General features: G+C 47.0%; 23 protein-coding genes and 1 tRNA gene. 20 read left to right on the top strand and 4 right to left on the bottom strand.

Annotated features, from left to right (window positions below; all coding sequences use genetic code 11):
• The first annotated feature begins 30 nt into the window (after nucleotides 1–30).
• Complete coding sequence (locus H9Q77_RS10695) at nucleotides 31–1,869, top strand: hypothetical protein (protein WP_022153791.1); 1,839 nt, start codon at nucleotides 31–33, stop codon at nucleotides 1,867–1,869.
• Nucleotides 1,842–2,060: a hypothetical protein gene (locus H9Q77_RS10690; RefSeq protein ID WP_022153790.1), complete on the top strand. Its 219-nt coding sequence runs from the start codon at nucleotides 1,842–1,844 to the stop codon at nucleotides 2,058–2,060. The genes H9Q77_RS10695 and H9Q77_RS10690 overlap by 28 nt, the downstream gene beginning before the upstream one ends.
• A gap of 52 nt (nucleotides 2,061–2,112) precedes the next feature.
• On the opposite strand, the gene H9Q77_RS16955 is transcribed toward H9Q77_RS10690, so the two are convergent.
• From H9Q77_RS16955 to H9Q77_RS10680, 3 genes are all read right to left on the bottom strand, one after another.
• A complete protein-coding gene (locus tag H9Q77_RS16955) occupies nucleotides 2,113–2,388 on the bottom strand; it encodes a DUF2752 domain-containing protein (protein WP_408641171.1) in 276 nt (91 codons plus the stop codon).
• A gap of 219 nt (nucleotides 2,389–2,607) precedes the next feature.
• Nucleotides 2,608–2,847: a TM2 domain-containing protein gene (locus tag H9Q77_RS10685; protein ID WP_022153789.1), complete on the bottom strand. Its 240-nt coding sequence runs from the start codon at nucleotides 2,845–2,847 to the stop codon at nucleotides 2,608–2,610.
• Between the two features lie 444 nt (nucleotides 2,848–3,291).
• Nucleotides 3,292–5,772, bottom strand: coding sequence for a YfhO family protein (locus tag H9Q77_RS10680; protein ID WP_249325506.1), 2,481 nt, complete (start codon nucleotides 5,770–5,772; stop codon nucleotides 3,292–3,294).
• A gap of 141 nt (nucleotides 5,773–5,913) precedes the next feature.
• On the opposite strand from H9Q77_RS10680, the gene H9Q77_RS10675 reads away from it, so the two are divergent.
• From H9Q77_RS10675 to coaW, 15 genes are all read left to right on the top strand, one after another.
• Entirely contained in the window at nucleotides 5,914–6,192 is a 279-nt protein-coding gene (locus H9Q77_RS10675; RefSeq protein WP_249325504.1) for a hypothetical protein, read from the top strand.
• A gap of 339 nt (nucleotides 6,193–6,531) precedes the next feature.
• Nucleotides 6,532–7,209 carry an orotate phosphoribosyltransferase gene (gene pyrE, locus H9Q77_RS10670; protein WP_118547143.1) on the top strand — a complete coding sequence of 226 codons (678 nt, stop codon included), beginning with the start codon at nucleotides 6,532–6,534 and terminating at the stop codon, nucleotides 7,207–7,209.
• Between the two features lie 44 nt (nucleotides 7,210–7,253).
• The gene (locus H9Q77_RS10665) at nucleotides 7,254–7,406 is read left to right on the top strand and encodes a hypothetical protein (RefSeq protein WP_176863551.1); all 153 of its coding nucleotides are present in this window, start codon (nucleotides 7,254–7,256) and stop codon (nucleotides 7,404–7,406) included.
• A 91-nt stretch (nucleotides 7,407–7,497) separates the two neighbouring features.
• Nucleotides 7,498–7,815 carry a DUF6142 family protein gene (locus H9Q77_RS10660; protein ID WP_118550447.1) on the top strand — a complete coding sequence of 106 codons (318 nt, stop codon included), beginning with the start codon at nucleotides 7,498–7,500 and terminating at the stop codon, nucleotides 7,813–7,815.
• A gap of 71 nt (nucleotides 7,816–7,886) precedes the next feature.
• The gene (locus tag H9Q77_RS10655) at nucleotides 7,887–9,971 is read left to right on the top strand and encodes an aminopeptidase (protein ID WP_249325502.1); all 2,085 of its coding nucleotides are present in this window, start codon (nucleotides 7,887–7,889) and stop codon (nucleotides 9,969–9,971) included.
• Between the two features lie 83 nt (nucleotides 9,972–10,054).
• Complete coding sequence (purE, locus tag H9Q77_RS10650) at nucleotides 10,055–10,591, top strand: 5-(carboxyamino)imidazole ribonucleotide mutase (protein WP_022153778.1); 537 nt, start codon at nucleotides 10,055–10,057, stop codon at nucleotides 10,589–10,591.
• Nucleotides 10,592–10,677: 86 nt separating this feature from the next.
• Nucleotides 10,678–11,703: a phosphoribosylformylglycinamidine cyclo-ligase gene (gene purM / locus H9Q77_RS10645; protein ID WP_249325501.1), complete on the top strand. Its 1,026-nt coding sequence runs from the start codon at nucleotides 10,678–10,680 to the stop codon at nucleotides 11,701–11,703.
• Nucleotides 11,697–12,332 (top strand): phosphoribosylglycinamide formyltransferase, encoded by a 636-nt coding sequence (gene purN, locus H9Q77_RS10640; protein ID WP_249325499.1) that lies wholly within the window; start codon nucleotides 11,697–11,699, stop codon nucleotides 12,330–12,332. The genes purM and purN overlap by 7 nt, the downstream gene beginning before the upstream one ends.
• Before the next feature lie 20 nt (nucleotides 12,333–12,352).
• Nucleotides 12,353–13,627: a phosphoribosylamine--glycine ligase gene (gene purD, locus H9Q77_RS10635; protein WP_118547162.1), complete on the top strand. Its 1,275-nt coding sequence runs from the start codon at nucleotides 12,353–12,355 to the stop codon at nucleotides 13,625–13,627.
• Between the two features lie 30 nt (nucleotides 13,628–13,657).
• The gene (locus tag H9Q77_RS10630) at nucleotides 13,658–15,226 is read left to right on the top strand and encodes an SH3 domain-containing protein (RefSeq protein ID WP_249325497.1); all 1,569 of its coding nucleotides are present in this window, start codon (nucleotides 13,658–13,660) and stop codon (nucleotides 15,224–15,226) included.
• Between the two features lie 141 nt (nucleotides 15,227–15,367).
• Nucleotides 15,368–15,745, top strand: a complete 378-nt coding sequence (locus H9Q77_RS10625; protein WP_022153773.1) for a GntR family transcriptional regulator — start codon at nucleotides 15,368–15,370, stop codon at nucleotides 15,743–15,745.
• Nucleotides 15,745–18,189 carry an ATP-dependent Clp protease ATP-binding subunit gene (locus H9Q77_RS10620; RefSeq protein WP_249325495.1) on the top strand — a complete coding sequence of 815 codons (2,445 nt, stop codon included), beginning with the start codon at nucleotides 15,745–15,747 and terminating at the stop codon, nucleotides 18,187–18,189. The genes H9Q77_RS10625 and H9Q77_RS10620 overlap by 1 nt, the downstream gene beginning before the upstream one ends.
• Before the next feature lie 118 nt (nucleotides 18,190–18,307).
• Nucleotides 18,308–18,721, top strand: a complete 414-nt coding sequence (locus H9Q77_RS10615) for a hypothetical protein (protein ID WP_022153771.1) — start codon at nucleotides 18,308–18,310, stop codon at nucleotides 18,719–18,721.
• A gap of 85 nt (nucleotides 18,722–18,806) precedes the next feature.
• Entirely contained in the window at nucleotides 18,807–20,189 is a 1,383-nt protein-coding gene (gene radA, locus H9Q77_RS10610; RefSeq protein WP_022153770.1) for a DNA repair protein RadA, read from the top strand.
• Nucleotides 20,190–20,261: 72 nt separating this feature from the next.
• Complete coding sequence (gene coaW / locus H9Q77_RS10605; protein WP_118550451.1) at nucleotides 20,262–21,095, top strand: type II pantothenate kinase; 834 nt, start codon at nucleotides 20,262–20,264, stop codon at nucleotides 21,093–21,095.
• A 119-nt stretch (nucleotides 21,096–21,214) separates the two neighbouring features.
• Here the strand turns inward: coaW and H9Q77_RS10600 are convergent.
• Nucleotides 21,215–21,285, bottom strand: a tRNA-Trp gene (locus H9Q77_RS10600).
• A gap of 519 nt (nucleotides 21,286–21,804) precedes the next feature.
• Here H9Q77_RS10600 and H9Q77_RS10595 point away from each other — a divergent pair.
• The 3 genes from H9Q77_RS10595 to groL all read left to right on the top strand — a co-directional run bounded on the left by H9Q77_RS10595 (nucleotide 21,805) and on the right by groL (nucleotide 24,937).
• A complete protein-coding gene (locus H9Q77_RS10595) occupies nucleotides 21,805–22,668 on the top strand; it encodes a formate/nitrite transporter family protein (RefSeq protein WP_022153768.1) in 864 nt (287 codons plus the stop codon).
• A gap of 301 nt (nucleotides 22,669–22,969) precedes the next feature.
• Nucleotides 22,970–23,254: a co-chaperone GroES gene (groES, locus tag H9Q77_RS10590; protein ID WP_022153767.1), complete on the top strand. Its 285-nt coding sequence runs from the start codon at nucleotides 22,970–22,972 to the stop codon at nucleotides 23,252–23,254.
• Nucleotides 23,255–23,311: 57 nt separating this feature from the next.
• Nucleotides 23,312–24,937, top strand: a complete 1,626-nt coding sequence (groL, locus tag H9Q77_RS10585; RefSeq protein WP_022153766.1) for a chaperonin GroEL — start codon at nucleotides 23,312–23,314, stop codon at nucleotides 24,935–24,937.
• The last annotated feature ends 86 nt before the right edge of the window (nucleotides 24,938–25,023 follow it).

Below are 25,023 nucleotides of genomic sequence, written 5' to 3'. Positions count from 1 at the left end.
AAGATGCCTAACGGCGAGATGGAGGAAAAGATGGATAAGTTTATTGTGAATATCATTCACCGTCCGGAGATGGTTCCCGAGTATGCGGAAAAAGTAACCGGACACGGCAAAGAAGAGGATCTGGGCAGAAAAGCACTGCTCACCGAGTCTCTGGATATTTTCAAGTTTCAGCAGGAAACTGCGCACAAGAATGGTTTGAAGACCACCATTCAGATGACCTATGCTTCCCTGTTCAATGACGAAGCGGTAGCACTGGCTAAGGCAGATCACGAGAAGTACGGTGATGAGATCGCACTGTCTCTGTTGGGACTGCCCTGCACAGAGTTCCGTGAAAAGTACAAGACCAAGGATTTCTGTATCTGGATGTTCTCCATGGAAGACAAAAAGTCTATCGTGGATGATGTGTTCGGCAAGTTCCATGAGAAGTTCGGATTCTATCCCGAATCCACCGGTTCTTACTACATGGATGCAGATCTGACCAATTATATCAAAGCAACCTATCCTACCGTAAAATGTGCGGTAGCAACCTGTTGGGAAGAAGGCCCCAAGGCATACCATACCTGCAACAACTCCTGGTATACCTTCATGGATGGCGGTCCCTGGGCACCCTGGATCCCTTCCAAGCAGAACACCCATGCACCAGCAGCCAATGAGGCAGAGGACAGCGGTATCGTAGCGATCCCCCATCTGTCCAGAGACCTGCTGGCATGCTATGACGGTAACGGCTCCAATTTCGGAACCCATCCCCAGAACGTACTGCGTGGTATGATCTATGACACCAAGACATGGGAGTACCCTTACCTGTACAACCTGATCGACCAGTATCGTTCCCTGGAGAAATACAACAACGGATACGCATACAACATGATGTTCGTAGGACCCGGCTGGCTGAACAAAATGGGTCGTTGGGAGCAACCTTACGAACTGCTGAAGAAGAGCTATGAAGACGGTATGAAGTACTATGGCGACCTGAAAAAGGAAGGCAAGCTTACCGATATGACCATGGCGGAGTTCGCTGATTATTATCGTCAGAAGAAGACCTACACCGAGCCCGAGTGTGCTCTATGGAGAGATATCCTGTATGGCTCCGATAAGCAGTTGTTTTGGTATTGCGATCCTTTCATGCGTGCCTGCGTAAATATGGATCAGGGCGGTGCTATCGTTGACCTGCGTCCTTACGCTGCTAAGCTGGAGTGGCCGGTAGGTATCGGTACCAAGCATGTGACCGATGCATCCTATCCTTTCCTGATCCAGGAGAAGTACCGTGCAGGTTACTTCACGCACTATGCAGGAGAAGGTACCGTAAGAAGTGCCAAGTTAAAACACAACGGTGAAGAAGTGGATCTGTGCCTGTGCCGTACCAAGGCTCATTTCTCTCAGGAAGGCAACACCAGAATCCTGACACTGGATCCCGTAGACATCGAGTTCTATGATCTGACTGTAAAATTACAGACCATCGTTTCCTTCGAGGAAGGCAGCTCTGCGATCAAGATCGAGCGTAAGATCCTGGAGATGAGCGATCCGAACGCTGAAGTAGAACTGAACGAGTATATCGTAGCCTGCTACGGTACCACAGAGTATTCCGAGGATATGTTGGGTATCACCTTAAGTACCAAGAAGGGTGACGAGGTAGAGACTCTGGATTACGAGTACAAGTGCCGTGAGATGGAGAAGGCAGACGCTGACGAAGTAAGAGCGGTGATCCCTCAGATCGAGACCGCAGTATCCATGAGCACCAACGCAGAAGGCGCTGTCGGATATGTGAAGGAAGGATACGCATTCTCCCCGATGTTTACACTGGGTTACAATTCCAAGATCAAGGATAAGGAGGTCGTTGCAACATGGCTCAAGCTGGAAAAGGCAAATTAAACTACAGATGTCCCTCTTGCTTCATGAGAGATATCGATATGGATATGTTCTACGATAAGGATAAGAAGGAATATTACTGTCTGCGTTGTCAGTACAGAGGTTCCGAAGAAGATGTCCTTCAGAAGAATGAAATGGCAAGATTCCGTTATGGCGCTATGTATGAGCGTTACACCAAATTCGATTTTGATTGATAAAGCGATTGCATAAGAGGATTGAAAAAGGGGCTGTAATACAGCTCCTTTTTCATGTATTCATATATGAAAAGAAATGAAAAAATCCTTTTGTAAAATCAATCTGTACAATGGGAGAATGTGTCACATGCCTTATGATAAAGCAGAGTAAGAACAGAATTCCAATCGCAAAAGCCCCATGATCGATCCATTTGTCCGATAAGTGAAGAAGCCGAAATTTCCAAAGAGGAAAAATAATAAAAATTCCTAATACGATAGGCCACAGAGGATGAAAATAAAAGGACTTTGCAAGGTCACCCTCTAAGACACATAAAAACGCCCGGGTCATTCCACAAAAAGGACAGGGAATGCCCAAAAAGAAACGCAGTGGACATTGATAGCCTGCCAGCAACAGGAATAACAGGAGCAGTAGGATAAATAAAATAAAAAATAATATATGTTTTGTATTTTTCTTCATAATATATTTTTTATATCACATTTATCGTTTGCTATGATCAAACGAAAAAAGCTTCTGCCTGAAAAGACAAAAGCTTTTTTGATCATGTGATTATGCAGTATATTTTCCGTCTACAAATACAACCTCTTCGGAATTGGCATAAGCAGCACCATATGCTTTGGTAAGAGCAATGATCCAGTCAATCAGGCTCCATACTCCGCAGCCACCGGCAGTGAGAAGCTTCAAAATTCCGAGACCAACCTGACCTCTGACGAATCTATCAACACCCAACTCACCAAGTAAAAAGCAGAAAACCCAGGCAAATACATGCTTATTAATTCGTTTCTCCATATAAAAGTCCCCTCCTTTGTTTTTATAATAAATTATTATGCGCTATAAAGGGAAAAATGTCAATTAATATACAAAAATTAATAAAATGTATTTTTATAAATATGTATTAGAGGAGCGTTTTAAAATAAAGCGGACATTATATCCGGACTCGTCACAGATCCCACGTACGATCTCTTCAGCTGTGTCCCGGACATTATCGTTGATACAGATAATACAGGAATCCTTTTTCCTGTTAAAAAAAGAGGACTTCGGCCAACGAATATAATAGGAAATCCGATTTTTTAAAAGAGCCCGCTCAATAAGCTGCTTACAATCAGGATCAGAAACTTCACATAATTCAATTTCGTTATTGACTTTCAAAGTAGTGTATAGCGGCTGCATGCTGTCACCTCCATTGGATTTACAAAGCGATTATAGCACAAGTGTTCCGTGCGGCGCAATGTATTACCGTTGCTTTTTCTTATGCGTTTGTAAAAAGTTTACGACCAGAAGAAGCATTAAAGTGATCAAAAGGATCAGAAGTCCAGGGACGATGCCGGGTGATAGATAATACATTTCTAAATGATGTTCTCCCTCAGGGGCCTGTATCGTGAGAAAAGTATCTGCATAGGTTCCGATATCAGAGGCAGGTACTTTATGACCATCCAGACGAATATGCCAGCCGACATCATAAGGAATGGAGGTAACAATGGTATCACCTTTATGTACCGAAATATTACCGGAAAGTCTTCCTGAGCTGTGGGAGGTAAGAGTAATTTCACCGGTCTGTAGAGAGGTCAAAGCATCCTGCAACGCTAAAGTATCCAAAGACTCAATATAAGTATCACCGGGCGCTGTCGCTGAGGCTGAGACAACGGTTACCGTAACGGCTTCCCCGGCGTGGAAACATCCAAGACAGAGATTATAAATACTTTTACCGTACTCAAAAGATCCTGCCAAAGCATCATTGACATAAATATCTGCAGAGACAAATGGAGTCAGGGGCATATACATATATACCGGATCCGTATTCTCGGCGATGAAAGAATAGCTCCAGGAGGAAACAGGGTCATATTCCAGATCAGCAGGCAGACTGCCAGCAGGATTGGCGAGCTCTATATCGTATTTCTGATAGAATAAAGTACTCGATCCGCATAAGCTATTCAGATAACGGCTCTGATTTTCAAAAGGATCAGAAGTAAATGAGATATCCGCCGAAGCCAAAGGTGCACTGTAGATAAATTCCATAGCAGAAGGATTCTCGTAAACGGACACCGAATTATCCGTCGTTTTTAAGGAGTAATATCCGGAAGACTCTGCAGTGTCTGACAAAAGATATTTCACGCCCAACAGACTGTCTGTCACAGGGGTGGTACCATAGCCGGTATTCCATAACCATGCCTGACCGATTCCGAGCTTAGATGTCAGAGCGTTGACACTTTGGGTATAAGTGGAAGAATAATGAAACATTCCCTTAAATCCCAAAAGCATTGGATCATTGGAAGTAAGCTGGTAATTCTGACAGATACGGTACATTCCGGAGTCCGAGGCTTTAATGTCATCAATCAGTGGTTTGTTGTCATTCAGATAAGATACGTATTCATCCATACGCATATAAGGAGTTGCGTAATCAATATTGCGGAAAATGGCTCTGCCATTGATACCGAGATCGGCTGAGGTAATTAGCAAAAGCAGTCCAACCACAAGCTCCAATGCCGGGAAATGATGCGTCTTCTCTAAAAAACATGGTAATTGATACGAAAGAACACATAGAAAGCGGCAACTCATATACAACAGGCAGAAGCTGAATAAAAAGGAATATCTATAGTTGAAGGAATTAGGTGTTATAAAGCCGTGCCAAAAGATATTCAACGGCCAAAGATAAAAACTAAGAAGCAGGAAGCTTGTCAGTAAAAAGGCGCCAATCCTTTCCCGGAGAGAGATCCGTTTGCAAAATAGGAAAAGAATGGACAAAAGAATAGCGAGATACCCGCAATAAATATTGGGAAGTCCGGTGACTCCAAGGTAGTTAACGGTGCCATTGCGAAGTTGTCCCAATATATCGGATAGCGGCTGGTTGATCAATCGAGGATCATAAACAACACTGGTCAGAGGATCCGACAGTTTTCCGATAAACATATCGGAAAAAGTCGGGATCAGCAAAGGAGCTGCCAGTCCCAAGGATATTAATGTAGAAAGAGCGAAATTTTTCAGAATTCTCCACAAGTCGTGCCGGGAGTGAGAGTAAGTGGTAAGAAGTCTGAAAAGAAGATAAAGGGCACAAAAGATTCCTGCCATATAAGAGATATAATAGTTGAAATAGAAAATTGCTGTTAATGGCAGAATGAACCAAAGATTACGTTGCTTGTCCAGCAGCTTTTCCACTCCAAGCAGGAGTAAAGGCAATAAAATGACACCATCCAACCACATGATGGATAGTGCAAATTGCAGATTATATGACATCAGCGCGTATGCAACAGGTAGTGGAAGCAATGTGAAACGAGCGAGTAATCTTCGATAAGAAGAGGTCTGTGCTGGTAAAGTATTGTATTTATTCCATAGGAAATTAACATAAACCGAGAACGTTAATCCGGAGAACGAAATTTTGCTGACGGTCATGAGAAAAATAGCAAGAGGCAGTTTTTCAATGGAAAACAGTGTTGTCAGCCAGGAAAAAGGGCTTGCAAGATAGTAGGCATACAGACCAATATAATTGCCGCCGAGGGATTTAGACCAATGAAAGAAAATGGAATCATCTCCACCGATCAGATAATGCAAAGAGGAGAAAAACGGCAGATACTGTTCTTTCATATCAAAGGTAAAAAGAGTTACTTCCTTAAAAGGATAAAAGCCGTTGGATTTCAGAATCAACAGAATCCCAAATGCTGAGATTAAAGTTGAAACAATGCAGAATAGAAGATTTTCTTTTTTGGTTGATCTGGACATGAAAATGAACACGCCTTTGTAGCGTAAGATAAAAATAATATATTTCTATCTTACTATAAACATAAACTGAACACAAGGGTCTGCTATTGACGTGGAAAGCGTGCAAGAGTAAAATAATAGTACCGGAAAGGAGATCATACCATGGATATTATAGAGAAGATTGGCGGTACCATTACAGAAAAAGGAAAAGCAGCGGCAGATAAGGCAAAAGAACTGGCGGCTATTGCAAATCTGAAGAGCCAGATTTCTACCTGCGAAGAAGTGATGAAGAAAAATTATCTGGAGATCGGCAAGATTTATTTTGAGCAGTACAGTGATATGCCTGAGCCTCCTTTTGAGAAGCAGTGTGAAGCCATTAAGAATAGTCAGCGTGCCATTGCAGATCTGCAGGAGAAAATCGATCAGTTGAAAACAAAGTAAAACAAAACTTTTTACTGTTCCTGACAAAGTCCCAGGTATTACCGCAACAATGGTAAAATATCTGATGAACGTATTCGGTTACCGCAGAAGAGAGATCCGAAGACTCTATCTGGACGGTAATTTTTAGGTGATTCTGCTGGGAACGGTAATCTGCATTCCACTGGCAAAATTCATAAAGCCTCTCATCCAAATGGGTGAGAGGTGTTTTTACCTTTTTTGAGAAATTTTCAAACAAGGATTCGGCAATGCTTGTTCCTTGAATGTTAAAAAAAAGTATGGTATGATAAAAGACAGAATTGAAAAGACATGAAAATTAAGACTACGGAGGTTTTGCATAGAATGGAACAGTACAAGCAGGAATTTATTGAGTTCATGGTGGATTGTAAGGCATTGAAATTCGGAGAGTTTACCTTAAAGAGCGGTAGAAAGTCTCCTTTCTTTATGAATGCTGGTGCGTATGTCACCGGTTCGCAGCTGATGAAGCTGGGGGAGAGCTATGCCAAAGCAATTCATGATACGTATGGTGATGATTTCGATGTATTGTTCGGACCGGCATATAAGGGTATTCCCATCAGTGTTGTAACTGCAGTGGCTTACAGCAAATTATACGGCAAAGAGGTTCGTTACTGTTCTGACCGTAAGGAAGAGAAGGATCACGGCGCAGATAAGGGAAGCTTCCTGGGAAGTTCCTTAAAAGACGGCGACAGAGTTATCATGATCGAGGACGTTACCACTTCCGGTAAGTCTATGGAAGAGACGGTTCCCAAGGTAAGAGGAGCTGCCAACGTAGAGATCGTTGGTCTGATGGTATCCCTGAACCGTATGGAGAAGGGACTGGGCGGTAAAGTCAGCGCACTGGAAGAGATCAAGGAAAAGTACGGCTTCGATGCACATGCCATCGTGACCATGCAGGATGTTATCGATCATCTGTACAACAGACCTTACAAGGGAGAAGTATACATCGACGACACCCTGAAGAAGGCAATTGATGAATATTACGCCGTATACGGTGCTTAAGCAGGCGGCTTCGAAAAGTTTTGGATAGAAGACAGGAGGATTCCATGGAAGAGAAAATCTATAAGATCATGCGCGGAGCGGGTGCTCTGAATATTGTATTGGGAGTGATCTCCCTGGTAGTCGGAATTGCGGCAGGAGTACTGCTGATCATCAGCGGCGGCAAGCTTATCTCCGGCAAATCCCGTATCCTGTTCTGAGGACAAAAGAGAAGAAAGGCGCCGCTTGGGCGCGCAGATTGGGCATTTCCACATAGGAAGTGCCCTTTTCGGGTTCCATAGGAGATATATTATGCGGAAAAAGAACTACATTTTTACGAATAAAAAACATTCGGATAAAGCGATCATGTCTACGATTCTGGGTGTCATCAGCCTGGTGTCTCTTGGCATTGTGACGTATTTGTCCTACAGTCAGGGGGGCGTGATGCACGGAGGATACGGAGTCACCGGTGTGCTGGCAACGGTCTATTCTCTGATCGGACTGATCCTTGGCGTTCTGACACTGCGAGACAAGGATATTTACCGGTTCTTTCCTGTGCTGGGGACGATATTGAATGTAATTTCCCTCGGTGGCATCAGCTTTTTACTGTATCTGGGGAGCCGGCTGTAAGATATGACATCCGGAGGCAGGAGCATGGGAACACACGACAGTCATTTGGAAATAAGGAGTTAACAGATATTATGGAAGAAAGAGAAATTTTACAGGAACGTTTGGAACTGGCGCTTCTCCGGATCCGGGAGATTCCCGGTGAAGATTTCCAGGGAGCGGAGTTACTACCCTGGAAAGAATATTTTACAACAGTAGCGAAGTTTTTACTGCTGATCGAGGATACCAGACAGTTCCTGGAGCAGGGGAAACAGGCCACTGCCACATTGGAAGAATTACAGCAGCGCAACCGTGCTCTGTATGAAGATATTTTACCGGAAAACTATGAGAACAGTTTTGCCAATCCAGCTTATGCTGTGAAGATGCTGGGAGAAGAATTCGGTGTGCTTGTGTCCTTTTTATACACAGAAATGCGGAGCCTGATCGGTTTTACCTACGAAGGACGTTTGGATGAGCTGGTGATCCGGATGGAGCTGTTTTCTGAGGTATATGCGGCATTTGTATATGAACAGCAGGAAAACCATAAGCTTCCCACGTATGCAGCTATTCGTGAGATCCTCTACTGGTTCGTCAGTGATTATGCGGATGTGGCGGCAGAAGAGCGGGTACGTGAAATGGTATGTCCGGAGAATAATTTTGCAGCGGCAATTCTTCGAACTGCAGACTTTACGGATCTACGTTATCTGTATGCTTACGGTGAGTATGTAGGCGAAAATGAATTGAAAATGGCGGAATTTATGAATTCTCTGCCGGAGGAGACTGTCCATACCATGGCAGACACTTACACCGAAGGGTATCGTATCGGCTTTGAAGTAACCGGCAAGGATCTGTCGAAGAAAGCGGTCGTGGATGTCCGTTATCAGCTGGGCTTTGAGCGCATGATGAGAAGAGCCCTGGAGAATTTTGAGAAAATGGGACTGCAGCCGGTGATCTACCGTGCAGCTTCCAGCATTTTGTACAATCCGTCCATTTACAAGAATGGCTTCTACAGCGTCAGCCCCAACAGACAATACGAGTTTGACCATAAGGATGACAAGGCACTGTTCTTAGACAAAATGTATTGCAGCCGAAAACTGGAAGTGATGCATACCGCGTTTGAAAAATATAAAAAAGAGGCACGCGGTTATGCGGGACCGGCGGTAGTGGAGACCTTCGGAGAGAAGGAATTCGAGCCGGTGAACAAGCCGGAAAGCCTGAAAATGACGGATGAGCAGAGTGCATTACTGGTAGAGAACCGTACCCAGATGGGCCAGCTGCAGAGACAGTACATTATAGAAGAAGAGCGCAGCTTCACGATCATTGCGTTCCCAATCCCGGAGGTGGGTGACTGCTTCGAGGAACTGTTCCGGGAGACGATACAGATCAATACGCTGGATTATAAAAAATATCAGCGGATCCAGCAGACCATCATTGATGCCCTGGATCAGGCAGATCATTGTGAAATTAAGGGTTGTAACGGCAATCATACCGATCTGAAAGTAAACTTATGGAAACTGAAGAACCCTGCGAAAGAGACTATTTTTGAAAACTGCGTGGCAGATGTGAACATCCCCGTGGGTGAGGTATTTACCTCTCCGGTACTGGAAGGTACGAACGGTGTGCTGCATGTAACCCGGGTATTCTTAAACGGTCTGGAATATAAGGATCTGGAGATCACTTTTGAAAACGGTAAGATCCAAAATTATAATTGCGCCAATTTTGCCACAGAGGAAGAAAATAAGGCATTTATTAAGGAGAATATCCTGTTCCGCCACAAGACACTGCCCTTAGGAGAATTTGCCATCGGCACGAATACCACAGCCTATGTGGCAGCAAAAAAACTGGGTGTGGAGTCCAAAATGCCCATTCTGATCGCAGAGAAGATGGGACCGCATTTTGCAGTGGGAGATACCTGTTATTCCCATGCGGAAGAAGTAAAAGTATACAATCCCGACGGCAAGGAGATCGTGGCAAGAGACAACGAGGTGGCGGCGCTCCGCAGTGTGAATCCGTCCAAAGCATATTTTAACTGTCATACGGACATTACCATTCCTTATGATGAACTGGCAGAGCTGACCGCGGTGAAAGAGGACGGAGACCGGATCACTATCATTCAAAACGGCAGATTCGTCCTGCCGGGAACGGAAGAACTGAACGAACCGTTGCAGGAACTTTCATAAAACCATTGCATCATCGACAAGATTTTAGTACACTTATAGATATATGGAAAAATCGGTGAAAACCGACACATGAGGAGGACATTATGGCAAATACAGAGAATTGCCCTAAGGTTGGCATTGTAATGGGTAGTGATTCCGATATGCCTGTGATGGCGAAGGCAGCAGACATTTTGGAAGAATTGGGCATCCCTTATGAGATGACCGTGATCAGCGCTCACAGAGAGCCGGATGTATTTTTTGAATATGCAAAAAGTGCGGAGGAAAAAGGCTTCAAGGTGATCATTGCCGGTGCCGGTATGGCAGCACATCTGCCCGGTATGTGCGCCGCTATTTTCCCGATGCCTGTCATTGGTATTCCCATGCACACTACTTCCCTGGGAGGCAGAGATTCTCTGTATTCCATCGTACAGATGCCCTCAGGCATTCCTGTTGCCACAGTAGCCATTAACGGCGGCGCCAATGCAGGACTTCTGGCTGCCAAGATCCTGGCAACCTCCGACGCAGAACTTCTCGGAAAACTGAAAGCATACAGCACAAAATTAAAAGAACAGGTAGAAGCCAAAGATGCAAAACTGCAGGAGATCGGCTATAAAGCATACCTGGAAGGCATGAAAAAATAAGAAGATAAGACAGAGAATCAGGGACCTCTTAAGAGGCTGCCCCACTAATAAAACGAAAGAGCCCCTGCGGCGGAAATGAGGAGAAAATGGATTACAAGAAAGCTGGAGTAGACATCGAAGCAGGCTACAAGTCTGTAGAACTGATGAAGAAGTACGTGAAGGAGACCATGCGTCCCGAAGTAATGGGCGGCATCGGTGGTTTCTCCGGAGCATTTTCCTTAAGTGCCATCAAAGATATGGAGGATCCTGTGCTCCTGTCCGGCACCGATGGTGTAGGTACCAAGCTGAAGCTGGCATTTTTAATGGACAAGCATGATACCATCGGTATCGACTGTGTGGCCATGTGTGTAAACGATGTGGCATGTGCAGGCGGCGAACCTTTATTTTTCCTGGATTATATCGCATGCGGACGCAATATTCCCGAGAAGATCGCTACTATCGTGAAGGGCGTGGCAGAGGGCTGTAAGCAGTCTGACGCAGCACTGGTAGGCGGTGAGACCGCAGAACATCCCGGACTGATGCCCGAGGATGAGTATGATCTGGCAGGATTTGCCGTAGGCGTGGTAGAACGTAAAGATCTGATCACCGGTGAGAATATCAAGCCCGGTGATGTACTGGTGGGCATCGCTTCCTCCGGTGTACATTCCAATGGTTTTTCTCTGGTGAGAAAAGTATTCGATATGACAAAAGAGAGCCTGGATACCTATTATGATGAGCTGGGCAAGACTCTTGGTGAGGCACTGCTTGCTCCTACCAGAATCTACGTGAAGGCTATGAAGTCTGTGAAGAACGCAGGTGTTAAGGTAAAGGGCTGCAGCCATATCACCGGTGGTGGTTTCTATGAGAACATCCCCAGAATGCTTCCCGACGGCATCCGTGCAGTCGTGAAGAAAGACAGCTACGAAGTGCCTGCTATTTTCCGCCTGATGCAGAAGAAAGGCAATATCACAGACGAGATGATGTATAATACTTACAACATGGGTCTGGGCATGGTACTGGCACTGGATCCCGCAGATGTGGATAAGACTATGGAAGCTCTGAAGGCAGCAGGCGAGACTGCTTATGTGGTAGGTACCTGTGAGACCGGTGAAAAGAGTGTGACCATATGTTAAGAGTAGTCGTACTGGTATCCGGCGGCGGCACGAATTTACAGGCCATCATTGATGCTATTGCAGCAGGTAAGGTTAAAAACGCACAGATCGTGGGCGTGATCAGCAATAACAAGACGGTGAAGAGCTTAGAGAGAGCACGGAATGCAGGGATTCCCGCAGTCTGTGTGTCTCCGAAGGATTATGAGAGCAGAGAAGTATTTAATGAGGCACTGCTTGCAAAGGTGAAGGAGTTTGCTCCGGACTTAATCGTACTGGCAGGATTCCTGGTGAAGATCCCGGAGGCAATGGTACATGAATACAGCAACCGGATCATCAATATCCACCCGTCCCTGATCCCTTCTTTCTGCGGTGTGGGATACTACGGACTACATGTGCATGAAAAAGCACTGGAGCGCGGTGTGAAAGTGACAGGAGCTACGGTACATTTTGTGAATGAAGGCATGGACGAGGGTCCTATCATTGCACAGAAGGCAGTGGCAGTGGAGGACGACGACACTCCGGAGACGTTGCAGAGACGTGTGATGGAACAGGCAGAGTGGCTGCTTCTTCCGAAGGCAGTGGATGACATTGCCAACGGACGGATCTGTGTCGTGAACGGAAAAGTAAAGCATACAAACAGCGAAAATTAAGGAAGGCAGAAGATATGGGTATGAAAGTATTGATCGTAGGCGGTGGCGGCAGAGAGCACGCCATTGCAACCTGTGTGGCAAAAAGTCCTAAAGTAGATAAGATCTATTGTGCTCCGGGCAATGCCGGAATCGGTCAGATCGCAGAATGTGTTCCCATCGGAGCCATGGAATTTGATAAGATCGTTGCATTTGCGAAGGAACAGGCCATTGACCTGACCATCGTAGGCATGGATGATCCCTTGGTCGGCGGACTGGTGGATGCACTGGAGGCAGAGGGCCTGCGGGCTTTCGGACCACGTAAAAATGCAGCGATCCTGGAAGGTAGCAAGGCCTTTTCCAAGGATCTCATGAAGAAATACAACATTCCCACCGCAGCTTATGAGAATTTTGATAACGCGGAGGAGGCTATTAAGTACTTGAAGGAGCAGGCGAGCTTTCCCATCGTGCTGAAGGCGGACGGTCTTGCACTGGGCAAGGGCGTATTGATCTGCAATACTTTAGAAGAAGCGCTGGCAGGCGTGGATGAGATCATGCTGGATAAAAAGTTCGGTGCAGCCGGCAACCGCATGGTCATCGAAGAGTTTATGACAGGCAGAGAAGTCAGTGTACTTTCTTTTGTGGACGGCAAGACCATCCGCATCATGACTTCTGCGCAGGACCATAAGAGAGCAAAGGACGGCGATCAGGGGCTGAACACCGGTGGTATGGGAACCTTTTCTCCCAGCCCCTTCTATACAGAGGAAGTGGATGCATTCTGTAAAAAATACATCTACCAGGCTACCGTGGATGCCATGGCAGCGGAAGGCAGACCTTTCAAGGGAGTCATTTTCTTCGGACTGATGCTGACTCCGAACGGCCCCAAGGTATTAGAATACAATGCCAGATTCGGTGATCCGGAGGCGCAGGTGGTACTGCCGCGTATGAAGAATGATATTATCGAAGTGATGGAAGCCTGTGTGGACGGCACACTGGATCAGATCGACCTGCAATTTGAGGACAATGCTGCGGTATGTGTGGTCCTGGCAAGCGACGGCTATCCCGTATCCTATGAGAAGGGATTTGTAATAAGCGGTCTGGAGAACTTCGACGGAAAAGACGGTTATTATTGCTTCCATGCCGGAACGAAACTTACGGACAAGGGAATCGTTACAAACGGTGGTCGTGTCCTGGGGGTGACGGCGAAGGGAGCAGATCTGAAAGAAGCCCGTGCCAACGCTTATGCGGCAACGGAATGGATCTCTTTCGAGAATAAATACATGCGTCATGACATTGGCAAAGCAATCGATGAAGCGTAAGACAAGGTCAGGATACAAAAGGAGTTGCAGATGAAAAAGACAGTACAGAGAATAAGTAAATGTAAGGTTTTCTGGGGAATGCTGGCACTGGTATTTGTGTTGGGAGCAGGACTTTTTAGTGAGAATCTGGCAATTGTCAGCCATGCGGAAAGTGCAGCCAAGGTAACAGCATCCAGTGCTAAGATCCGTAAAACTGCGGATTCTTCCAGTGAAGTGATCGGCAGCGCAGCCAAGGATAAGGCGATCTCCATCAAAAGTCAGACCAAGGGAGCAGACGGTTATACCTGGTATGAAGTATATGTGGATGCGAATACGCTGGGATATATTCGTTCCGATCTGGTAAGTATTACCGACGGATCTACCCCGCCGTCTTCTTCAGGTACAACAACTACAACAACTACTACAACGACTACGACCACAGCAACACCGGCGCCTGTTGTGAATGAGACTCCTGTGGAGGTTACTGCAGTGGAACCCCTGAGTGCGACCGTGACCGGAGGTCAGTCTGTTCGTGTGCGCAGCAATGCGTCCACCACCAGCCAGATCGTGACTACTGCGGAGAATGGAATGGCACTGACTGTGACCGGACAGGCAACAGGAACCGATGGAAAGACATGGTATCAGATAAGCTTTATTTCCAACAGTGTCGAGGTGACAGGCTTCATTCGTTCGGATTATGTTGCATTATCCGGAGAGCTGCAGGCACCGGTAGAAGAACAGCCGGTAGAGGAACAACCCACAGATGAGCAGCCTGCGGAAGATACCCAGACCACATCCAAAGACTGGGATACTCAGATGCAGGGAGATGCATGGTATCTGCTGGACATGGCAGGGCAGAAGCAATATAAGATTGAAGATCTGTTCAATTCCCTGAACCAGATCACAGAGATCAATGCACAGTATGAGACCAATCAGAAAAAGATCAGCAGCCAGAAAGCAGTCATCATTATTTTGGTGATTCTGCTTGTAGCGGCGGTAGCAGCGGTGACACTGTTGATCTTCAAAATCAAAGATATGAATGACGCATCCTATTTCTCCGGCGTGGAAGAGGAAACGGTCCGCAGAAGAAGAGTGGACAGACCCCAGGGAGGCAGACCCCAAAACGGAAGACCCGCACCTCAGGGAGGCAGACCGCAGGGCGGCAGGCCGCAAGGCAGCCAGAAAGTAATGCATGAAGTGGGAGCTGAGAGAAGACCGGCATCCAGACCGACAGGCCAGGGAACACGTCCAGATGGCAGACCCGCACCTCAGGGAGAGAGACCCATTGGACAGACCGTAAGACCTGCGGCACCGCAGGAGAGAAGACCTGCACCCCGGGGAGGCAGACCGGTGACACCCGGACAGGGAAGACCTGCACCTCAGGGAGGCAGACCGGTGACACCCGGACAGGGAAGACCTGCACCTCAGGGAGGTAGACCCACGGCACCGCAGAGCGAAAGACCCGCGCCGCAGGCCGGCAGACCGGTGGCAAGACCCACAAAGCCTGTACCGCAGAGTGAAGGCAATCAGAATCCCGGCTGGAAGTCCAAAAACTTCATGTCAGATGATGATGAATTTGAATTTGAATTCCTGAATTGGGACGGAGACGAAGATCAATAAAATGCAAACGGCATCTTGCACAAGTGAGATGCCGTTTTTGATTAAAAAACGATAAACTTTCCCTGGTTACAGTTGACAGTACTGCGTTCACTGTTATAATAGGAATATAACAATCAGTGACATGGGAAGGGAGCGAGTTTGATGATAATAGAGATAGATTTCAACAGTGATGAAGCACTCTATATGCAATTACGCAATCAGATCATCATGGGAATTGCCACGTCACAATTTCATGAAGGAGATTCTCTGCCCAGCGTGCGCCAGCTGGCGGATACGATCGGGATCAATATGCATACAGTAAATAAGGCATATACGGTTCTGAAGCAGGAAGGTTATGTTAAGGTAGACCGGCGAAAAGGCGCGGTAATTGCACTCGATGTGGATCGCATGCGTGCGGTAGATGAATTGCGGAAGGAATTGCAGGTAATACTGGCTAAGAGTAGCTGCAAGAATATTTCCAGGCAGGAAGTTCATGAGCTGATTGATGAAATATATGAAGAGTATGGAGGACTGAATTGATGCAGTCACAGTTTACGGATAAGGCGCAAAATGCGCTGGCGCAGGCTTCCAGATGTGCAAGGAGCCTGAAGCAGGGTTACATCGGAACGGAACACATTCTGGTAGGATTATTAAAGGAAGACACCGGTGTGGCGGCCAAGGTATTGGCTGATAACGGTGTGGAGACCGGGCAGGTTATGGATATGATCCGGGATCTGATCGCGTTTGAGAACGGTGTCGCAGTGAAGGACAGAGAGGGATATTCTCCCAGAGCCGCACGGATCCTGGAAGAAGCACACAGTCAGGCCGCACGTTTCGGACAGAAGCAGACCGGAACGGAGCATTTGCTGCTGGCCCTGATCAAAGAGGGGGAAAACGTAGCGGTACGCCTGTTGAACACGCTGGGAGCCAATGTACAGAAAATATATGTGGATACCCTGATCGCTATCGGACAGGACGGCAATCTGTACAAGGAAGACCTGGGAAAAAGAGGAGACCGTAAGGCGAAACAGTCTACGTTGGAGCAGTACAGCCGGGATCTGACGGCGCTGGCCAGGGAAGGAAAGCTGGATCCGGTAGTCGGAAGAGATGAAGAAATCCGCAGAGTGATCCAGATCCTGAGCCGACGGACGAAGAACAATCCCTGCCTGGTCGGGGAACCCGGTGTTGGCAAGACCGCCGTGGTGGAAGGACTGGCAGCCCGGATCGTGGCGGGAGATGTGCCTTTTACGGTGCAGAATAAGAGAGTACTGACACTGGATCTGTCCGGAATGGTAGCGGGAAGTAAGTACCGCGGAGAGTTCGAGGAGCGGATCAAGAAGGTACTGAAGGAAGTCACAGAGGATGGGAATATTATTTTATTCCTGGATGAATTGCATACGATCATCGGTGCCGGAGGTGCCGAGGGGGCTATTGATGCGTCCAATATCATGAAACCGTCTCTGGCCCGCGGAGAGATCCAGCTGATCGGTGCGACCACGATCGCGGAGTATCGCAAGTATATTGAGAAGGATGCTGCACTGGAGCGGAGATTCCAGCCGGTTACGGTGGAAGAACCCACAGAGGAAGAGGCTGTCCGCATCCTGGAGGGTATCAAGGGGAAGTACGAAGCACATCACCATGTGACCATTACACCGGAAGCGGTGGAGGCGGCAGTGAGACTGTCCAGTCGTTATATCAATGATAGGAATCTGCCCGACAAGGCGATTGACCTGATCGATGAGGCAGCGGCCAGTGCCAGACTGCATGCAATGGATGCACCGGATAAGGCAAAGGAGATCTCGGATAAGATCCGGGAGCTGGACTGGGAGATGGAGAAGGCTATCCGCGTGGAAGCTTTTGCCCAGATGGCAGAGATCAAGAAGAAACAGGATGCTCTGGTAAAGAAGCAGGAGCGTTTGCTGAAAAAGCGTGAAAAAAGGGAAGAGGAAAATACTTTAAGCATCGGTGAAAATGAGATCGCCGAGGTGGTGGCCCAGTGGACCAAAATCCCGGTGCAGAAGCTGGCAGAGAAAGAAAGCGAGAGACTTCTGAAGCTGGAGAAGACATTGCATAAGCGTGTGATCGGTCAGGAAGAGGCAGTTACCGCCGTGGCCAAAGCCATCCGCAGAGGCCGTGTGGGACTGAAGGATCCGAACCGTCCCATCGGTTCTTTCCTGTTCTTAGGACCTACCGGCGTCGGCAAGACGGAATTATCCAAGGCGCTTGCAGAGGCTATGTTCGGCTCGGAAGATGCCATGATCCGTGTGGATATGTCGGAGTATATGGAAGGTCATTCGGTATCCAAGATGATCGGTTCCCCGCCCGGATATGTGGGATTTGAAGAAGGTGGCCAGTTGAGCGAGAAGGTCCGCAGGAATCCTTATTCTGTCGTTCTGTTTGATGAGATCGAAAAGGCTCATCCGGATGTGTTCAACGTGCTTTTGCAGGTGCTGGATGACGGCCATATTACGGATTCCAAGGGCAGAAAGGTCAGCTTCAAGAATACGGTGCTGATCATGACATCCAACGCCGGAGCACAGCGGATTGTAGATCCCAAGAATCTCGGCTTCGCAACGGAGAAGAGCGAGACGAAGGATTATGAGAAAATGAAATCCAATGTCATGGAAGAGGTAAAGCGCAGCTTCAAGCCGGAATTCATCAACCGTATCGATGACATTATCGTGTTCCACCAGCTGAACAATGAGAATATGAAAGAGATCGTAAATCTGCTGGCATCCAATCTGTATAAGAGATGCGAGGACCAGCTGGGCATCCATCTGACGATCACTGCAGCACTGAAGGAGCATCTGGTGAAAAAATATGCTGACAATAAGATGGGAGCGAGACCGTTAAAGCGTGCGATCCAGTCAGTGGTAGAGGATGCGCTGGCGGAAGAGATCCTTCAGAAAAAGGTGGTACCCGGAGATAAAGTATCCGCAGGCTTCAAGGACGGAAAAGTTGTATTCACGGTGAAAAATAAATAATTTTTTTGTAGAAAAAAGGGTTGGGATATATTATACTGTAACTATTCAAAACCCCATCCGCACTTCCCGGTAAAAGGGAAAATTTTGCGGATGCAGTTACTTTCAGGAGGACAGACAGATGGCAGTAGTGGAAGAAATACTTCGCAGTGAAGCAGACGGATCTATCAGTTTTGGTAATCACAAGCTGGCCAAGAAGGCAAAGGTGGAAGATTACGAACATGCGGGAGATCTGCTGAAAGTTAAGACTTATAATGAGATGACAAAGCTGGAAAAGAACGGCATGTTTTTATATGAATCTGTTCCCGGAACCAGTGTGCTGGAGTTCAAAGAGTCCGATAACAGTGTAGAATTCATCGTAGAAGGTGATGAAGATTCTCAGATCACGGTAGGATTAAAGGACGACACCGAGTACGAAGTATTTATTGACGGTAAGAACGTAGGAACCATGAAGACCGGACTTGGCGGGAAGTTAAGCCTGAGTGTAGAACTGGAAGCAGCAGGGGAAGTACCTGTGAAGATCGTAGAGGCGTAAAGGCGCACTGCAAAGGAGTCCAGACACGGAGGATATTGTAGTACTTCGTGTCTGGGCTCTTTTTTATAACGATTGAGGAGAGAGCATGGCAAAAGGTAAGACAGCCACTGTTTTTTTCTGTCAGAACTGTGGCTATGAATCCACGAAATGGCTGGGACAATGCCCCGGCTGCAGAGAGTGGAACACTTTCGTGGAAGAGACGATAGATAAAACGGTATTGAAAAACACCGGCACCGGGAGCAGAAGAGAGCGCAGAGAGGCTTCCGAACCCTGTGTATTATCTGAAATCGCGATCCGTGAGGAGAACAAGACACTCACCGGGATAAAAGAACTGGACCGGGTGCTCGGTGGCGGAATCGTACAGGGTTCCCTGACTCTGGTAGGAGGCGATCCGGGGATCGGTAAATCTACCCTGCTGCTTCAGGTGTGTCACAATCTGTCAGAGGCCGGACATAAGGTATTGTATATCTCCGGAGAGGAATCCAAGGTACAGATCAAGATGCGGGCGGACAGGCTCGGCACATTTTCGGAACATATGCTCCTGCTGTGTGAGACGAATCTGGACATCATCGGCGAAGTGATCCGCAGGAGCAAGCCGGAGGTCGTGATCATAGATTCCATTCAGACCATGTATAATGAAAATGTATCTGCAGCACCGGGAAGCGTATCACAGGTGCGGGAATCCACAGGTATCCTGTTGCAACTGGCAAAAGGATTGGGGATTTCTATTTTTATTGTGGGACATGTAACAAAAGAAGGAACCGTAGCGGGACCCAGAGTGTTGGAACATATGGTGGACACGGTACTTTATTTTGAAGGGGACAGACATGCTTCCTACCGTATCCTGCGTGGGGTGAAGAACCGTTTCGGGTCCACGAACGAGATCGGTGTTTTCGAGATGCGGGAGACGGGACTCGCGGAGGTGAAGAACCCTTCGGAATATATGTTGAACGGACGACCGGAGAATGCCAGTGGCTCTGTGGTGGCATGTACTATGGAGGGCACCAGGCCGCTTCTGATCGAACTGCAGGCGCTGGTGTGCCACAGCAATTTCGGAATTCCCAGAAGACAGACCACCGGTACGGATTTCAACCGTGTAAATCTCCTGATGGCAGTGCTGGAGAAACGTTCCGGAGTGCAATTATCTTCCTGTGATGCTTACGTGAATATCACCGGTGGCATCAAAATCCAGGAACCGGCGATCGATCTGGGAATCGTGCTGGCGATTCTGTCCAGCTTCCGGAATAAGGCACTGAATCCGAAACTGGTCGCTTTCGGTGAAGTGGGATTAAGCGGCGAGGTCCGGGCAGTCAGCATGGCAAAACAACGCGTGGCAGAGGCAGAGAAGCTGGGCTTCGAAGAATGTGTGGTGCCGCTTGTCTCGTTGGAAGAGTGTAAAAAAGGAAGTAAGATCCGGGTCATTGGCGTCAGTTCTGTACAGGATGCTGTGGATAAAGTGTTTGGCTGACGGTCTCGAACTGTGGAAATGTATCTGGAAATGAGACGATGAACAGTTAAGTGATATGAGGAGGTTGAAAACATGCCTGTCAAAATAGGAATCGATATCGGTAGCAGTACGACAAAAATCGTAGCTTTTGAAGGAGAGCATATGCTTCCGCCTATGGCGGTCAAGGCGGATAGCCAGGTGGCATCTCTCTACGGTGCATTCGGAAGATATCTGTATGAGAATAATCTGGAACTGGCTGATGTGGAAGGAGTCTATATCACCGGTGTGGGAAGCAAATATGTGGAGAAAGCGGTATATGATCGTCCTACCTATAAAGTGGATGAATTCGTCGCTACAGGTACCGGAGGATATTATCTTACGGATAAAAAGGAAGTCATTGTCATCAGTATGGGTACCGGAAGCTTCTTCGTCAAAGTGACGGAGAAGGAGATGAAGCACCTGGGTGGTGTCGGCTTAGGAGGCGGAACGATCTGTGGACTGTCCTCGATCATGCTGAATACCGGCGACATTCATGAAATTGTGCCGTTGTCCCGTAAGGGTGATGTGGCGAAGATCGATCTGCGGATCGCAGATCTGGCCAAAGAAAAGCTGCCGGGCCTGAATCTGGATGTGACGGCTTCTAATTTCGGTAAGGCAGATGCCCAGTCCAAACCGGAGGATATCGCGGCAGGTATTGTACATATGGTGATCGAGAATATCTGCCAGGCAGGAATCCTGGCATCTATGAGCACCGGCATCAAAGAGTATATCCTGATCGGCGGACTGACTAAATTCTTCGAGTGCCGCCAGATCATCGAGGATTTCAAGAGCCTGTGGGATGTGAAGATCAGCATTCCGGAGTACTCTGATTACGCGACCGCTATCGGATCTGTGATCGCACCGGATTCGGAGAAAGAGGAGATCTGACAATATAGCTGTAAAGACAACACCCCGGCATGGCGCAGATCTATGAATCGCGTCGTGCCGGGGTGAAATTGTATCTAAAAACAGAAACAAAAAAAGCCGATAAAATCGACTTTTTAAAGCAGGGGAAGAGGGGATCGAACCCCCGTTAACGGTTTTGGAGACCGCCGCACTACCGCTGTACTATTCCCCTATGAAATTGTATCAGCTGAACCACTGACGAAAGCTATTATAGCATAGATACTTATCACTTAGCAAGTGAAAATTTTAAATTTTTGCAAAAACTTTTGCAATTTTAAAGCAAAGCTTAAAAACTATCTTATAACACAATTAAAGCAGCCGCAGGCGGGAAACCTGCAGCCACTTTAATTGTGTAAAAGGGGAATTCTTCCGGAAATCTACTTATATAAGCGGTTCGGCTCTCACCGAACAAGTTTAGTATAGTACACAATTTGGCTTTTGTCTAGCATTTTTTTGCAAAAAAAGGCAAAAAAATTGCAAAAAAAGACTCTTTGTCGACAAAATCAGACGCTGCTCAATAGTCATCCGAGTTTCCCGTTTTGTAAACGAGATTCCACTTTGAAAACAGAAATGTATATAATCAGATACATGGAGTGAATATCTTGCTTACTATCATGAAAGTAGTGTAATATAAGGAATAAATGAGTTAAGAGAGTACAGCAGATAAGGGCTGTGCAGAAATGAGGGTTATATGGAACAGCATTTTAATACGCCGTCAGAAGTCATTGATACCAACATGAAAGCCGGAGAAGGTAAAGCCCATCTTCCTTTAGGCAAGATGATCCTGTTAGGTATTATGGCGGGTGCATTTATCGCGCTGGGCGGAGCCACCAGCAGCACCGCGGCACATGCCATTGACAATGTAGGGCTGGCACGATTTGTGGCAGGTATTATCTTCCCCGTGGGACTGATGATCATTGTATTTGTAGGTGGAGAGCTTTTCACCGGTAACTGCCTGATCGTCATGGATGTGGTTGGCAAAAAGGTAACGTGGTTCGAATGTATCCGCAACCTGATCGTGGTGTACTTCAGCAATCTGATCGGCGCCCTGATCATTGATACCCTGATCTACTTTTCCGGTAATCTGGATTACACCGGAGGGCTGCTGGGTGCCTATGCCATCAAGGTGGCAGTCGGCAAAGTGGGCATTTCTCCCCTGAAGGGAATCACCTCAGGCATTCTGTGTAATATTTTGGTATGTATTGCTATCCTGATGGCAGTGGCAGCTACGGATATCGTAGGTAAGGTCTGGGCGATCTTCTTCCCGATCATGGCGTTTGTGGTCGGCGGCTTCGAACACTGCGTTGCAAATATGTTCTACATTCCCGTTGGCATGATGGCTGCGCAGAATCCTGTTTACGTGGCGAAAGCACAGGAAGCATACGGATTGACGGCAGAGCAGATTCAGGGACTGACGATACTTCACAGTCTGAACAACTTTATTCCCGTTACCATCGGTAATATTTTAGGTGGAATGGTATTCGTAGGAATTCCCTGTTACTTTATTTATAAGAAGAAGTGGCAGAAATACCATGACGATGTCAAAACAGCATAAAGTAAATCAATTTTATAGGTAAGTATGGGAAACAGTCCGGTGACAGCATCGGGCTGTTTTTTCATAATTATAAACGAAATATTAAATCGTATTTTCACTTATGCTATATAAAAACGAAAGATAAAATGAGAAAATGAGAGAAAAAAGGAGAATAGAGATTTTAAATAGTTGTGAATACGTTTGAAAAACTGGGCATATAAAACTAATATAAGCTATAGAAATTAGCACTCGATAAAAATGAGTGCTAACAAATGAAAACGAGTAATCATATTTTTAAATAGCTATTAAGGAGGCAGTTATCATGAATTTGAAACCGTTAGGTGACAGAGTCGTATTAAAACAGTTAGTTGCAGAGGAGACTACCAAGTCCGGTATCGTACTCCCCGGTCAGAATAAGGAGAAACCCCAGCAGGCAGAAGTCGTAGCAGTAGGCCCCGGCGGTGTTGTAGACGGCAAGGAAGTCAAGATGGAAGTTAAGGTTGGCGATCAGGTCATCTATTCCAAATATTCCGGAACCGAAGTAAAGCTGGATGACGAAGAGTACATCATCGTAAAGCAGAGCGACATCCTTGCAATTATTCAGTAAAAGCAAAATTTGAAAAGAAATTAAGACTAAGAACAAATAAATTGGAGGCTGATTATTATGGCAAAAGAGATTAAATACGGCGCAGAAGCCCGTGCAGCATTAGAGGCTGGTGTTAACCAGCTGGCAGATACCGTAAGAGTAACTTTAGGACCCAAAGGAAGAAACGTAGTACTGGATAAGTCCTTCGGTGCACCCCTGATCACCAACGATGGTGTTACCATTGCAAAAGAGATCGAGCTGGAAGATGCATTCGAGAACATGGGTGCACAGCTGGTAAAGGAAGTAGCTACCAAGACCAACGATGTAGCCGGTGATGGTACTACCACAGCAACCGTTCTGGCACAGGCTATGGTAAATGCAGGTATGAAGAACCTGGCGGCAGGTGCTAACCCCATCATCCTGAGAAAAGGTATGAAGAAAGCAACTGCATGTGCAGTAGAAACCATCGGTAAGATGAGTCAGAAGGTAAACGGTAAGGAGCACATCGCAAGAGTAGCAGCAATCTCCGCAGGAGATGAAGCAGTAGGACAGCTGGTTGCAGATGCTATGGAGAAGGTAAGCAACAACGGTGTTATCACCATTGAAGAGTCCAAGACCATGCAGACTGAACTGGATCTGGTAGAAGGTATGCAGTTTGACAGAGGTTATATCTCCGCTTACATGGCAACCGATATGGATAAGATGGAAGCAGTTCTGGATAATCCTTATATTCTGATCACTGATAAGAAGATCTCCAACATTCAGGAGATCCTGCCCCTGTTAGAGCAGATCGTTCAGTCCGGCGCTAAGCTGTTGATCATCGCTGAGGATGTAGAGGGCGAGGCACTGACCACCCTGATCGTCAACAAGCTGCGTGGTACTTTCAATGTAGTAGCTGTTAAGGCTCCCGGCTATGGTGACAGAAGAAAAGCTATGCTGGAGGATATCGCAATTCTGACCGGCGGTACCGTAATCAGTTCCGAGCTTGGTTATGAGCTGAAGGATACCACAATGGATATGCTGGGTCGTGCAAAATCCGTTAAGGTACAGAAAGAGAACACCGTGATCGTAGACGGTGAAGGCGATAAGGAAGCATTGCAGTCCAGAATCGCACAGATCAAGAAGCAGATCGAAGAGACCACTTCTGATTTCGACAGAGAGAAGTTGCAGGAGAGACTGGCTAAGCTGTCCGGTGGCGTAGCAGTCATCCGTGTAGGTGCTGCTACCGAGACCGAGATGAAGGAAGCTAAGCTTCGCCTGGAAGATGCGCTGGCAGCTACCAGAGCAGCCGTAGAGGAAGGCATCATCTGTGGCGGTGGTTCCGCATACATTCATGCATCCAAGGAAGTTGCCAAACTGGCAGCTACTCTGGAAGGTGATGAGAAGACCGGTGCAGGCATCGTCCTGAAAGCATTGGAAGCTCCGCTGTATCACATCGCAGCAAACGCAGGACTGGAAGGCAGCGTTATCATCAATAAGGTACGTGAGTCTGAGGTCGGTGTCGGCTTCGATGCTCTGAAAGAGGAATATGTAGATATGGTAAGTGCCGGCATCCTGGATCCTGCAAAGGTTACCAGAAGTGCCCTGCAGAACGCTACCAGCGTAGCAAGCACACTGCTTACTACCGAAAGCGTTGTAGCTAACATCAAGGAAGAGACTCCTGCAATGCCCGCCGGTGGAGCCGGTATGGGCGGAATGATGTAAGCGTCAGGACCGCTTCGACGCAGCCGCAATAAAAAAGAGCACGGATTCAAGCTTGCTTGAAGCTCCGTGCTCCTTTTTTGTTGCGG

It is taken from the genome of Simiaoa sunii, assembly GCF_014337175.1.
In the GTDB taxonomy this organism is placed as follows: Bacteria; Bacillota; Clostridia; order Lachnospirales; family Lachnospiraceae; genus Acetatifactor; species Acetatifactor intestinalis.
Note: the sequence above shows the minus strand (reverse complement) of the source record. Positions and strands in the feature narration are given on the sequence as shown.